This is a genomic window from Paenarthrobacter sp. NPDC089675 (assembly GCF_044749185.1).
Classification (GTDB): domain Bacteria; phylum Actinomycetota; class Actinomycetes; order Actinomycetales; family Micrococcaceae; genus Arthrobacter.
Genome location: NZ_JBIVHM010000004.1, coordinates 402380 through 416357, shown reverse-complemented (window position 1 = coordinate 416357; position 13978 = coordinate 402380). Strand labels below are relative to the sequence as shown.

Annotated in this window: 8 protein-coding genes; 2 read left to right on the top strand and 6 right to left on the bottom strand. The window is 63.4% G+C overall.

Features of this window, described 5'->3' with window-relative positions; genetic code table 11:
* On the top strand, window positions 1-220 hold a 220-nt coding region (locus tag ACIPY2_RS11920; protein WP_400266584.1), incomplete at its 5' end, for a hypothetical protein.
* 389 nt (window positions 221-609) lie between these two features.
* On the opposite strand, the gene ACIPY2_RS11915 is transcribed toward ACIPY2_RS11920, so the two are convergent.
* Genes ACIPY2_RS11915 through ACIPY2_RS11905 form a run of 3 tightly spaced genes read right to left on the bottom strand, consistent with a single transcriptional unit; the run spans window position 610 to window position 8145 of the window.
* Window positions 610-4260, bottom strand: coding sequence for a 1,4-alpha-glucan branching enzyme (locus tag ACIPY2_RS11915; protein WP_400266583.1), 3651 nt, complete (start codon window positions 4258-4260; stop codon window positions 610-612).
* A gap of 1 nt (window position 4261) precedes the next feature.
* Complete coding sequence (gene treS, locus ACIPY2_RS11910) at window positions 4262-6058, bottom strand: maltose alpha-D-glucosyltransferase (RefSeq protein WP_400266582.1); 1797 nt, start codon at window positions 6056-6058, stop codon at window positions 4262-4264.
* The gene (locus tag ACIPY2_RS11905) at window positions 6058-8145 is read right to left on the bottom strand and encodes an alpha-1,4-glucan--maltose-1-phosphate maltosyltransferase (RefSeq protein ID WP_400266581.1); all 2088 of its coding nucleotides are present in this window, start codon (window positions 8143-8145) and stop codon (window positions 6058-6060) included. The genes treS and ACIPY2_RS11905 overlap by 1 nt, the downstream gene beginning before the upstream one ends.
* Window positions 8146-8270: 125 nt before the next feature.
* Here ACIPY2_RS11905 and glgP point away from each other — a divergent pair, with 125 nt between their 5' ends.
* On the top strand, window positions 8271-10895 hold the full coding sequence (glgP, locus tag ACIPY2_RS11900) for an alpha-glucan family phosphorylase (protein ID WP_400266580.1): 2625 nt from the start codon (window positions 8271-8273) through the stop codon (window positions 10893-10895).
* Window positions 10896-10975: 80 nt separating this feature from the next.
* Here glgP and ACIPY2_RS11895 read toward each other — a convergent pair whose 3' ends face one another.
* From ACIPY2_RS11895 to glgX, 3 genes are read right to left on the bottom strand one after another with little or no spacing between them, the layout of a single operon-like run.
* Entirely contained in the window at window positions 10976-11335 is a 360-nt protein-coding gene (locus ACIPY2_RS11895; protein ID WP_400266579.1) for a barstar family protein, read from the bottom strand.
* 6 nt (window positions 11336-11341) lie between these two features.
* A complete protein-coding gene (locus tag ACIPY2_RS11890) occupies window positions 11342-11800 on the bottom strand; it encodes a ribonuclease domain-containing protein (protein ID WP_400266578.1) in 459 nt (152 codons plus the stop codon).
* Window positions 11801-11832: 32 nt separating this feature from the next.
* Entirely contained in the window at window positions 11833-13947 is a 2115-nt protein-coding gene (gene glgX, locus ACIPY2_RS11885; protein WP_400266577.1) for a glycogen debranching protein GlgX, read from the bottom strand.
* Window positions 13948-13978 lie beyond the last annotated feature (31 nt).

The window sequence follows — 13978 nt, the reverse complement described above, 5'->3', positions numbered from 1 at the left end:
AAGCACGCCGCCAGCGTTCATCCTGAGCCAGGATCAAACTCTCCGTTCAAAAACAAAAAACGAAACACAACCACCCCCACCGGAAATCACGGCAAAAGCAGCTGCAAATCTGAAACCAGCTGAAAACCAAACCACCACACACGGGGGTGCGCGAATGGCCCGATCAAAAATCAACCAATCAATAAAACAATCGGTATCAACAAACTTGGCACACTATTGAGTTCTCAAACAACAGGTCACTAATCCAAAGCAGTACCACCACCAACCCCACAGGGCCACTGGATCGCTCCGGAGCAACTTTTCAAACTTACACGCTGCCTGCCTCCGGGTCAAATCGGCGTTCTTGACTTGATTTTCCTTGCGGATTCTTGTCAGACTCACCGGCCTCCACTGGGGAGCAGCGCGGGTATTAACTATACACACACCTGGCCGGGTTGGCAAAGTGCTGATTTGGCGGGCCCGGAGACGGAGACCGGCGGCCGGGCCGCCGTCGTTCATCACCCCACCGAAACCAGCAACGCTCCCCCGGAAGAAGTGGGAGAGCGTTGCCGTGAAACGGTGATTACGTGAGCGAGCATCGGCCCGAAACACGCGGGATGTGAGCGAGGGTTACTTAGCCAGGGTGAACCACGAGGCTCCCAGCGGCGGCAGTGTCACAGTCAGCGCTGCCGGCTGTCCGTCCGTTCCAGGGTTGCCTGCCTTCAGGACGCCCGCGTTGACCACGCCCGATCCGCCATAGGCCTCGGAGTCGGTGTTCAACACTTCCGTCCACTCCCCCGCGGCGGGAACGCCAAGGATGTATCCATGGTGCGGCGCCCCGGAGAAGTTGATGGCACAGACCAGGGCGTTGCCGTCGCGGTCGTACCGGATGAAGGACAAGACGTTGTGGTCGGCGTCCCCGCCGTTGATCCACTGGAAGCCGGCAGGTTCATTGTCCTGGCTGTAGAGCGCAGGCGTCGCAGCGTACAGCTCATTGATGTCCTTCACCAGCAACTGCAGGCCACGGTGCGACGGGATGTCGGCAAGGAACCAGTCGAGCCCGTACTGTTCGGACCACTCGGCTTCCTGGCCGAACTCCGTACCCATGAAGATGAGCTGCTTGCCCGGGTGCGCCCATTGGTAGGCGAAGAACGCGCGGAGGTTGGCCAACTGCTGCCAGCGATCGCCGGGCATCTTCCGCAGCATGGAACCCTTGCCGTGCACCACCTCGTCATGGCTGATGGGCAGGAGGAAGTTCTCGGAGAAGGCATAGACCAGGGAGAACGTGACGGTGCCGTGGTGCCACTTGCGGTTGATGGGGTCTTCGGAGATGTACTTCAGCGAGTCATGCATCCAGCCCATGTTCCACTTGAGGCCGAAGCCCAGGCCACCGTGGTTGGTGGGAGCCGTAACGCCGGGGAACGCCGTGGATTCCTCCGCAATGGTGACGGCACCAGGGTGTGTCTTGTAGACGGTGGCGTTCACTTCCTGCATGAAGGAGATCGCCTCGAGGTTCTCCCGTCCGCCGTATTTGTTGGGCCGCCACTGCCCTTCTTCGCGGGAGTAGTCCAGGTAGATCATCGAAGCCACCGCGTCTACCCGCAGTCCGTCAATGTGGAACTCATCGAGCCAGTACAGCGCATTGGCCACCAGGAAGTTCCGGACCTCGCGACGACCGAAGTCGAAAATCAGCGTGCCCCAGTCCGGGTGCTCGCCCAATGCGGGATCGGAGTGTTCGTACAGGGGCTGCCCATCGAACTGCGCCAGCGCCCACGAATCCTTGGGGAAGTGCGCGGGCACCCAGTCAAGGAGGACACCGATGCCTGCCTGGTGAAGGGAATCCACCAGGAAGCGGAATTCGTCCGGATGGCCGAAACGGGATGTCGGAGCGTAGTAGGACGTGACCTGGTAGCCCCAGGACCCGCCGAACGGGTGTTCTGCCACCGGCATGAACTCAACATGGGTGAAGCCGAGCCACTTGACGTACTCCACGAGTTCCTTGGCAAGCTCCTTGTAGCCAAGGCCCAGGCGCCATGAGCCGAGGTGTACTTCGTAGACGCTCATTGGCGAGTTGTGGGGATCGCGGGATGCGCGGGCGGCCATCCACTCGGAGTCCTTGAAGCGGTAGCTCGAGTCCACCACGCGGGAGGCGGTCAGCGGCGGCACCTCCGTACCGAAGGCCAGCGGATCGGCCTTCTCCACCCAGCGGCCCGCCTTGGTAAGGATCTCGTACTTGTAGCACGCCCCTGCTACAACGCCCGGGATGAAGACTTCCCACACCCCTGAGGATCCGAGCGAGCGGAGCGCATGGTGTCGGCCGTCCCATCCGTTGAAGTCGCCCATGACGCGGACTGCCTGCGCGTTCGGGGCCCACACGGCGAAGGAGGCGCCGTTCACATCGCCCAATGACGTCCGGTAATTCTGCAAGTGAGCGCCCAGGACGTCCCACAGCCGTTCGTGCCTGCCCTCGCCAATAAGGTGCAGATCCACTTCGCCTACTGTGGGCAGGTAGTGGTACGGGTCATCGACGGTGACCGTTTCGTCGTCGTAGGTTACTTCGAGGCGGTAGTCCGGCACGTGGCCGGCTTGGAGCGGTTCCAGGACCGCTACCCACACACCGTGGGATTCGTGCTCCATGGGCGTGCGGCCCGCTTCGGTGACCACGGCCACCGACCTTGCTAGGTGTTTGACCGTGCGGACGGTGACGTGCCCGTGGTCGTCCAGGTGGGCACCTAGAACGGAGTGGGGTGCATGGTAGGCACCAGCTGCCACGCGGGCCAAGGTCTCGGAATCCACCTGCCGGGGTACCCGGGGCCGTTCGGTGCGTGCAGAGCCTGTCATGTCATTACCTTCCGCTGTAGCCGCCGCGTGCTTGCCGCGGCTCGTGTTGTCGAGGATCCGCCGGGTTGCGTTGACCGGAATGGACAGCCAGTCCGGCCGGTTGCGCAACTCATAGACCACCTCGTATAAGGCCTTGTCCAGCCACAATGCCACAAAGAGCGGCGAGCGGCGGTCTATGGTTCCCGGGTTGACTTCCGTGTACCCATCCAGGAACGCTTCGGCGCAATCGTCCACCCATGTTTCCGGAACCTTGGCGTCCGCATTCTCGCGAACAGCGGCTCCTGCCGCGTAGTCAAAGGACCGAAGCATACCCACCACGTCGCGCAGGGGAAGGTCGGGCATGTTCCGTTCTTCGATGGTGCGCAGTGGCTCGCCCTCGAAGTCGAGAATGGCCCAGCGGCCGGGTTCCAACTCACCGGCGGGAACCCTAAGGATCTGGCCCAGGTGCAGGTCACCATGGATCCGCTGCAACCGGCCCACCGCCTGCGGCTCGAGGGTGGCCAGCAGTTCTTCCAGGCTTTCGTCATAGGGCCCGACGGCGGGAGCCGCTTCAGCCCACGACTGGCGGACGCGCTGGGCCAGGGTTGCGGCGACGCCGGAAACCTGCGCCTCGCCATCAGAGCTTCCGAACGTTTCCGCAAGCCGGGCGTGGACCGTGGCCGTTGCGACGCCAAGCCCGTGCGCTTCCTTGGTGAAGTCGGTGCCCGAAGAAGCAGCATCCACGGCCAACCTCCACGCGTCCATGCCGCCGCGCAGGAATTCGTGGGCCACGGCCAGTTCGCCCGTGGCGGCACCGGCCGGTCCTTTCCAGGACCCGGTAATCCAACCAAGCGTTGCCGGAACTTCCGTGGTGCCGGAGGCCGTGAGGGCCGCGCCCAATTCAACCTCCGGGTTCTTCCCGGCCGCGAGAACACGGAAGAGCTTCACCATCGCGGCCGATTCGCCGTCGTCGACAATGACGGAAGTGTTGGACTGCTCACCGGACAACACCTTCACCGAAGTGGGGCGGGCAGGTAGGGAAAGCCTGCCCTTGGTGAGGTGGCCGTTCGCGGTACCGTCAGCCACCGTGCCTTCCCGGCGCATCAACTCAAGCCAGGCATTGACGAAGTCCTGGTCGAAGACGGCGTCGTAGACCAGTTTCAGCCCCTTCCCGGAATCCGTGAACTCCCCCAGCAGGGCAGCCGGCGCTTCGGCCAGCGGCTGGCTGCGGAAGCTCAAGGGGACCTGGACAATGTCCGTTCGCGGGCCGCCGTCGGCCGTCCTGTAGGTCACCCCGAGCAGCAGGACCTCCGCGTTGGCGCTCCCTCCCGGGTCCGGGACTTGGAAGCCTCCGACACGCTCCAGCGCAAAATCGGGACTCTTCACCGGGAACCAGCGCTTGGTGGGGAGCCAGTTCCGGAGAAGACTTTCAATGGCGGGGTTAAGTGTTCCCTTGCTCATCTCATCCTTTGGTCGACACCACGGGGATCGCCTGCGTAAAAGGCGACGAAGGGTTGGAAGACGCAGAGCGCAGCCGCAACCAGTAGAAGTTGTGGCTTCCCAACATGACGTGCAGTTGGCCGTTATCGCCCACGGCGGGGAAGGGCTGGCCGCCAAAGATATCCCTGAAGCCCCTGCCGACGAATTCCGGCAGGTCCAGGGAAGCGGCCACTGGATGTTGTGAGAGGTTGAAGACGCACAGGATGGTTTCCGCGGTTTCTCCCTCTGCGTTTCCCGGCGGAAGCTCCCGCACGTACGCCAGAACCACCTCGTTGTCGGCTTCGATGTGGCGGAAGGTACCCAAGCCGAACACGGGGTGGTTCTTGCGGACGCTGAGGACTTGCCGGGTCCATCGGAGCAGCGAGCCGGAGTGCGCGGCCTGCGCCTCCACGTTCGCATTTCCGAAGTTGTACACGAGCGACTGGATCACCGGCAGATAGAGCTTGCCGGGATCGGCGTTCGAGAATCCTGCGTTGCGGTCGGGGTTCCATTGCATCGGGGTCCGCACGGCATCGCGATCATCCAGCCAGATGTTGTCCCCCATGCCGATCTCGTCCCCGTAGTACAGGAACGGGCTTCCGGGCAAGGACAGCAACAGGGCATTGATGAGTTCGATCTCGGCGCGGGAATTGTCCAGCAACGGCGCCAGCCTGCGGCGGATTCCAATGTTTGCCCGCATGCGGGGATCGGGCGCGTACCACCCGAGCATGGCGGCACGTTCGTCGGCCGTGACCATCTCCAGCGTCAATTCATCGTGGTTGCGGAGGAAGGTTCCCCATTGGGCGCCACGGGGAATTTCAGGAGTATCGCGCAGCGTCTCGATGATCGGCCCCGCCTTTTGATCCCTGAGCGCGTAGTACAGCCGGGGCATGATCGGGAAGTGGAAGGCCATATGGCACTCGGGGGCATCTTCGGTGCCGAAATATTCCACCACTTCCTGCGGCGGCTGGTTGGCTTCGGCGATGATCACCCGGCCCGGGTAGTTCGCGTCCACCATCTTCCGCAGGTCCTGCAGGAAAGTGTGGGTCTTGGGCAGGTTCTCGCAGTTGGTGCCCTCTTCCTCGTACAGGTACGGGATGGCGTCGGCACGGAATCCGTCGATGCCTTGGTCAAGCCAGAACCGGATCACGTCATGGAGCGCCTCGATCACCGCAGGGTTCTCGAAGTTCAGGTCCGGCTGGTGGCTGAAGAAGCGGTGCCAAAAGAACTGACGGCGGATGGGATCGAAGGTCCAGTTGGACTCCTCCGTGTCCACGAAGATGATGCGGGCGTCCTGGTACTTCTCGTCCGTATCGCTCCACACATAGAAGTCCCCGTACGGCCCGGTAGGGTCTTTCCTGGACTCCTGAAACCAGGGGTGCTGGTCCGAGGTGTGGTTGAGCGGAAGGTCGATGATGACCCGGACCCCGCGGGCATGTGCTTCGGCCACCAGTCGCTTGAAATCGCTGATGGTGCCGAATTCATCCAGGACCGAGGTGTAATCCGCAATGTCGTAGCCGCCGTCCCGCAGCGGGGAATGGAAAAACGGCGGCAGCCAGAGGCAATCCACGCCCAACCACTGGAGGTAGTCCAGTTTGTCGATCAGGCCTTGGAAGTCCCCCGAGCCGTCGCCGTTGGCATCCGCAAAAGCCCGGACCAGTACTTCGTAGAACACAGCCTTGCGGTACCAGTGCGGATCGTGCTGGAGACCGGGAGCGTTCAGCTCGAAGGTGTTCTTCGGAGTGAAGTACTGGCTCGGGTTTTGCGGAGAGAAACTCACTAAGGCTGCCTCCGGATGCTGAGCACGTGGGCGGGCTCGACGTGGGCGTCCAGGCGGACGTAATTGTGCTCGCCCCACGCCCAACTCTGGCCGGTAATGAGGTCGTCCACCCAGTAGCGGCCGTCCTCGTTGAAGTCACCTGGATCGAGTTGCAAGGCTGCGAGGTCCAGCGAGACCGTGCTTTCCCGCGTGTTGTGGGGATCAACGTTGACCACGATGATCAGCGTGTCCTTGGTGCCGTCCGGAAGCGTCTTGTGCTTGGAGTACACAATCGTGGCGTCGTCGGTGCTGTGGTGCAGGGTGAGGTTCTGCAGGTCCCCCAGTGCCGGGTGGGCCCTGCGGATGGTGTTGAGCCGGGTGATGTACGGGGCCAACGTGTGGCCGGAAGCCGCCGCGCCTTCCCAGTCCCTTGCCTTGTACTCGTACTTTTCGTTGTCGATGTACTCTTCCGCGCCCGGCCGGGCGACGTGCTCGAAGAGTTCGTAGCCCGCGTACACGCCCCAAAGCGGGCTTGCAGTGGCCGCGAGGACCGCGCGGATCTTGAACGCTGCCGGGCCGCCGTACTGGAGGTATTCCGTCAGGATGTCCGGAGTGTTCACAAAGAAGTTCGGCCGGAAGAACGCAGCGGTCTCGTGGCTGACTTCCTGGAAGTACTCTTCAAGTTCGGTCTTGGTATTCCGCCATGTGAAGTAGGTGTAGGACTGCTGGAAGCCTGCCCGCCCCAAGGCGTGCATCATGGCCGGCCGCGTGAATGCCTCCGCGAGGAAAACCACTTCGGGGTTTTTCTTGTTGACCTTGCCGATCAGCCACTCCCAGAACCAGACCGGCTTGGTGTGCGGATTATCCACACGGAAAATTTTCACGCCGTGGCTGATCCACAGTTGGACGATCCGCAGGATTTCCTTGGACAGGCCAGCAGGATCGTTATCAAAGTTCAGCGGATAAATGTCCTGGTATTTCTTCGGCGGGTTTTCCGCGTAGGCAATGGAACCATCCACGCGGGTGGTGAACCATTCCGGATTCGATGTCACCCAGGGGTGGTCCGGGGCAGCCTGCAAAGCGAGGTCCAGGGCAACCTCAAGCCCCAATTCATTGGCCCGCGCCACGAAGGCGTCAAAATCCTCGAAAGTTCCGAGGTCCGGGTGGATGGCGTCATGCCCGCCGTCCTTGGAGCCGATGGCCCAGGGCGAGCCTGGATCCTGCGGCCCGGGCGTCAGCGTGTTGTTCCGGCCCTTGCGGTGCTGGAAGCCGATCGGGTGGATCGGCGGCATGTAAATGACGTCGAAGCCCATTTCCGCCACGGCGTCCAGGCGGTTTGCGGCCGTACGGAAGTTTCCGGACGTCCAAACACCCGTGGCGTGGTCCAGGACAGCGCCTTCGGAACGCGGGAAGAACTCATACCAGGCGGCCCGTCCGGCCAGTTCGCGTTCAACCTGCAGCGGGTAGCGCTCGGACACGGTCACCAGTTCGCGGATCGGCACGCGTCCGACGGCGGCAAGCACCTCGGGGCTGAAACCGGCGGCGAGGCGCTCCTCGGGAGACTTGGTCGTGTCCCCCAGAACCACTGACGCGGCGCGCAAGGTGCGCTTCTCCGCGGCGCTTCGTCCGGCGTCGTCATCTGCCGCGCCCGCCAGCAACACAGCACCTTCGGTGAGCATCAGCTCCACGTCGATGCCCGCGGCGACCTTGACCTCGGCGTTGTGGTGCCACGTTCCATAGCGGTCGTGCCAGGCCTCGATGACGAAGGACCATGCGCCGGTACCTGCCGGGGTCATCCAGCCTTCCCAGCGGTCCAGGCCCTTCCAGCGTTCCTCCTGGGAGGGTGCGAGCCGGACCCGTTGGCGTTCCTTGCCCCGGGGATCGAGCAAAACGGCAGAGACACCGAGCTGGTCGTGGCCCTCGCGGAAGACCGTGGCGGATACGCGCAGGTCCTCTCCCGGGAGGGCCTTCGCCGGGAAGCGGCCACCCTCGATCACCGGCTGGACGGCCGTGATGGGGAACCGGCCGAAGCGAAGCCCGTCGGTGATGTCCGTTTTCGTCTTGGATTTCAAAGCGGTGATGGTTCGCTGCGTATTCGTCACAAGCACGACGTTAGCGACAAATATCAGAGAATGCTAAGCAAACGACCTATCTTCTCGACGCAAGATGTCTTTTACCTAAAAGAAACCCAAAGCAGTTCCGGCTGCCATGCGAGTCGGTTAGTGTGGCGCTCGTGAAGGCAATTCGAAGGTTTACAGTCCGTACCGTCCTCCCCGAGTCCATCAGGCCCCTGGCCCGTTTGGCGACCAACCTGCGCTGGTCCTGGCACCGGCCAACGAGGGAACTTTTCGCGAGCCTCAACCCGGCTCTTTGGGAGGCCGCGCAGCACGACCCCATCGCCCTGCTGGGGTCGATCAGCCGCGAGCAACTGCAGGAACTGGCGGGTAACGAAGACGTCGTGAACCGTGTGCAGGAAGCTGCCGCCGATCTGGACCGGTACCTCAGCGAACCACGCTGGTACCAGGGCCTTGGTGAAGACGCGCCACGGTGCATTGCGTACTTCTCCCCCGAATTCGGCATCAGCGAGGTACTGCCCCAGTACTCCGGTGGTCTGGGCATCCTCGCAGGCGACCACCTCAAGGCAGCCTCGGACCTCGGCGTGCCGCTCATCGGCGTCGGGCTCCTCTACCAGGCCGGCTACTTCAAACAGTCCCTTTCCCGCGACGCCTGGCAGCAGGAGACCTACCCTGTCCTGGACCCGGACGGCCTGCCGCTGACACTGCTCCGCCACCCGGCCAAGGACGGCGTCCCCGGCAAGCCCGTCCACATCTCCCTGCCGCTGCCCAACGGCCGGGAGCTCCACGCGCACGTGTGGCGTGCCGACGTCGGACGCGTACCGCTGCTGTTGCTTGATTCCAATGTCCCTTCCAACGACGAGGCCGCCCGCGGCATCACCGACAGGCTCTACGGCGGCGGCGGAGACCACCGCCTCCAGCAGGAACTCCTGCTGGGCATGGGCGGTGTCAAGGCCCTCCGCGTCTACCAGGAGCTCACGGGCAACCCTGCACCGGAGGTCTTCCACACCAACGAGGGACACGCCGGATTCCTCGGCATCGAGCGCATCCAGGAAGCGATGTCCGATCCCAACGATCCCCTCACCTGGGAGGAAGCGCTGGCCGCCGGACGCGCGTCCACCGTCTTCACCACGCATACCCCGGTCCCTGCCGGAATCGACCGGTTCGAAACAGTGCAGATCAAGCACTTCTTCGAGTCCGGCCTGGCCCCCGCCGTGCCCGTTGACAAGATCCTCGAACTCGGCCGGGAAAACTACGACCGCGGCAACCCGTCAGTCTTCAACATGGCGGTGATGGGCCTGCGGCTCGCGCAGCGTGCCAACGGCGTGGCAAAGCTCCACGGAGTAGTGTCACGCGAGATGTTCTCCGGTCTGTGGCCCGGATTCGACCACTCGGAGGTACCCATCACCTCCGTCACCAACGGCGTTCACGTTCCCACCTGGGTGGATCCCCGGATCTCTTCCCTGGCCCGCACGCAGTTCGGGGCGGAAGCCGAAGCACTCGGCCGCTGGGACTTGGCCTACAACGTCAGCGACGAGGACGTCTGGAACCTACGGCGCGAACTCCGCGTCCAGCTGATCGAGGATGTACGGCGCCGCTTGCGCGCATCCTGGAAGAAGCGCGGTGCTGCCGATGCCGAGCTCGGCTGGACCGACTCCGTCCTGGACCCGGATGTGCTCACCATCGGCTTCGCACGCCGTGTTCCGACATATAAGCGGCTCACGCTCATGCTGCGCGACCCCGCACGTTTGAAGGCCTTGCTGCTGGATCCCAAGCACCCCATCCAGCTGGTCATCGCCGGCAAGTCGCATCCGGCCGACGACGCCGGCAAGAAAATGATCCAGGACCTCGTCCGCTTCACTGACGACCCCGAGGTCCGTCACCGGATCGTCTTCCTGCCCAACTACGACATCGCCATGGCCCGCACCCTCTTCCCGGGTTGCGACGTTTGGCTCAACAACCCGCTCCGCCCGCTCGAGGCCTGCGGAACGTCCGGCATGAAGGCAGCCATCAACGGCTCGCTCAACCTGTCCGTCCTGGACGGCTGGTGGGACGAAATGTACGACGGCGAAAACGGCTGGGCGATTCCGACGGCCAACAACGGCGCTTCGGCCGACGAACGCGACGACATCGAAGCGGCGGCCCTTTACGAACTGCTTGAGACGCAAGTGGCACCCCGCTTCTACGGCACCACCGTCGCCCAGGGCGCAGGCGCGGCGGGACCTTCGGAATCCAGCACGGAGAAGATCCCCACCCACTGGGTGTCCATGATCAAGCACACGCTGGCCCACCTGGGCCCGGCCGTCTCGGCCGAACGCATGCTCCACGACTACGTCAACAAGCTGTACTGCCCCGCGGCAGTCTCCGGGCGGCGTGCCATCGCCGAGTCGCACAAGGAAGCCAAGGAACTTGCAGCCTGGACGTCCAGGGTCCGGAACGCTTGGCCCGAGGTGGTGGTGGAACACGTGGACTCCGTGGGCGTGTCCGAGGAGCCGCAGGTTGGCGACACCCTCCAGGTCAACGCCTACGTAGCCCTGAACAATCTCTCCCCGCAGGACGTGTCCGTGGAAGTCGCTTTCGGCCGCGCGGAAGAAAGCGATGAGCTCGAAGACGTAGTGGTGGCCGAACTCGATCCCAAGGAGGACCTCGGAAACGGACGGCACCTGTTCCACGGTTCGCTGGTGATCAACCGCTCGGGCTCCTTCGGCTACACCGTGCGGGTGTTCCCGAAGCACTCGGCGTTGGCGTCAAAGGCCGAACTCGGTTTGATCGCAAACGCCTAAGCTCCAAAAAGCAGTCGGCCCGCTGTTCCGTTGTTGGGAAACGGAACAGCGGGCCGACTGCTTTTTGGAGCCCGGGACTCTTAGTGCTGGAACACCGCGATCACTGCCAGGTCGCGGCCGGCATAGCGCTCCGCGTCCTGGAGGATTTCACAGACCACGGCGAAGGAACGGTCCGTGCGATAGGCCGAGGGAACCTGCCAGATCATGGTCACCGGGGCATCGTCGTCGTCGGAGAGGGAATCCGCGAAGTCATGCAGGGAATCATTCAGGGCATCCAGGTTCACGCCGTAGTACTCGGGGAAATCAAGGACCTGCCCGAACACCTCCAGCACGCCCTGCTTGGTCGCGGCCGCCGGTACCAGGATGGTGCGGCGTCCGGCGTCGGAGACCTGTTCCTGGAGTTCTTCGAGAGTCCAGGTATCTGCTGAGTAGATCTTCATGGGTTCCTACTTGTCCTCGACGATGAACTTGAACGATTCGTAGTGGTCGGCGGTGTAGAACTTGGCGCCGTCCTTGCCCGCGATGATCCGGCGGGCTCCCCTGTTGGAGGCGCCCGGGGTTACCACGGTGTATTCCCGGTAGTAGCCACTGGATCTCTTTGGCAGCAGTCCCTCAAAGTTGCCGAAGTTCCCGTCATCCTCGGGGTAAGGGTATGGCCCGCCCTTCGCGATCAGGGCCAGCGTTTGGCGTGCCTCCTTCGGCAGCTGGGAAGCGTTGACCGCCGGCAGTCCCGAAGGATTCGGGGGCGCGCTGACAGCGGCGGTGGGTGCCGCCGTCGTGCTTGTCCCGGGGCCGGTTGTAAGACCAGGTGAGGTGGGCGCCTGCTGGCCGCTCACCATGGCGATGACCAGCACGACGACGGCAATCACCAAGCCCGCGAAGGCCACCAGCCTGCTGCGCTTCATGGCGGTCCCTCCTTTTACTGCTGTGTGGGCGGTCAGGTGCGGTAGATGTTGATGGTGTTGGCTTGCAGGATATCCCGCTCGCCGGACGCCACCAGTGCACCCTTGCGCCGTTCGTGCAGCACGGAAGTGGTAAAGCGGAGCTCGAACATCCGTTTGCCGATGCCGGTTTCGCTCAGGATTTCCGGCAGGACCATCTTGACATCATGGTTGCTGCCGTTGACCACCACCAGGCCGCGCACCTGGCTGTCTTCGTGTCCCATGAGGAGCTGGACCGAGCGTACATTGGGATCGTTCCAGCGGGCCGGAGTCATCTTCTTGCCCTTGTCATCGAACCACTGCAGGCTCGAGTCGTTGGCCTTCGCAGGGAAGTCCTCGGGCTGGTGGCGGAGGAACCACCGGCGCAGGCGGACCAATTCGCGGGTGGTCTGGAAAAGGGCGTTGGCCTGGTGAGTACGGCTCCAGTCCAACCAGGCGGTGGGATTGTCCTGGCAGTAGGCATTGTTGTTGCCCTGCTGGGTTCGGCCCAGCTCATCGCCGGCCGTAATCATGGGAACACCGATGGACAGCAACAGGGTAGCCATGAGGTTGCGGACCGAGAGCGCGCGGGCGGCTACGATCGCCTCGTCCTCGCTGCGGCCCTCAAAGCCATGGTTGTAGCTGCGGTTGTCACCATGGCCATCACGGTTTTGTTCGCCATTGGCCTCGTTGTGCTTGCGGTCATAGCTCACGAGGTCGGCCAGGGTGAAGCCGTCGTGGGCGGTGACGAAGTTGACTGAGGCCAGGCGTGTTCTCCCTGAAGGAGCGAAGAGCCCTTCGGAGCCGGCCATGATCTCGGCCAAGGAAGCCACCGAGCCGCCCTGACCGCCGGCCTCGATGGCAGCACGGTCGGACAGCCAGAAGCGTCGTACGCCGTCACGGAAATGGTCGTTCCAGTCCGACCAGCCCTGCGGAAAGCGGCCTGTTTGCCATCCTCCATACCCGACGTCCCACGGCTCGGCGATGAGCTTTACTTTGGAGAGCACCGCGTCCTCGGCAATGCCCTGCAGGAACGGGTGCTCGGGATCGAACTGGTTGCCGGCATCGCGGCACAGGGTGACGGCGAGATCGAAGCGGAATCCGTCCACATGGAACTCGGTGACCCAATACCGCAGGGAGTCCAAGGCCAACTGCACAACCGCGGGATCGCTGAAGTCCATGGTGTTACCGCAGCCGGTGGTATCCAGGTAGCGGCCGTGGGCATCATGGCGGTAATAGCGCGCCTCGCCCAGGCCGCGGAAACTGATGATTGGGCCGTCCGGCCCTGCCTCTGCCGTGTGGTTGTACACCACGTCCAGGATCACTTCGATGCCCGCGGCATGAAGCAGTTTGATCATGCCCTTGAGCTCGTCCTGCACGGCATGCGGGCCCGCGTTCCGTGCCGCCTGCGTGGCGTAGTCGGCGTGCGGGGCAAAAAAGGCAGCAGTGTTGTAGCCCCAGTAGTTGGTCAGGCCCAAGTCCTGGAGGTGGCCTTCATCGAGATGGAAGTGGATGGGCAGCAATTGCACGGCGGTAATGCCCAGCTCAGTCAAGTGCTGGATCATCACCGGGTGGGCCATGCCGGCGTACGTGCCGCGCAGGTGTTCGGGAATGTCCGGGTGGAGCATCGTCTGGCCACGGACGTGTGCTTCGTAGATCACCGACGTCCGCAGCGGGGTACCCGGAGGGCTGTCATCGCCCCAGTCGAAATCGGCGGAAAGGTGGACGCTCGTGAGGAATTCGCCCCTCTGGTCCACAGCGCGCCCGTAGGGATCAAGCAAGAGACCCTGCTCGCCGTCGTCGTCAAAATCAACCGCGGGAACGGACAGCGGCAGGCCACCCTCGGCAGGAGCGGCCCGGAAACCGTAGCGGGTGCCCGGAGGCATGTCCGGCACGAGCCCGAAGTGGACGCCCTCCAGCGTATTGGGGAGGGTGTGGACCCGCCAGCCGTCCCCGGGGGCCTGGTAGGCAATCTCGACGCGTTCAAGTGCCGGCGCGAAGACGGCGACGTTGACTTGATGTGCCGCGGCAGGGGCAGCAGCGAAGGGCCCGGGCTGAGGTGCGCTCAGACCGAGGGGCGTGGGCCGCGAGGCATCCACGGTGGCTGCTGTGTCCAAAATAGGCATTACCATTGCTTGCAAGTTTAGTTCCACGCCCGATATG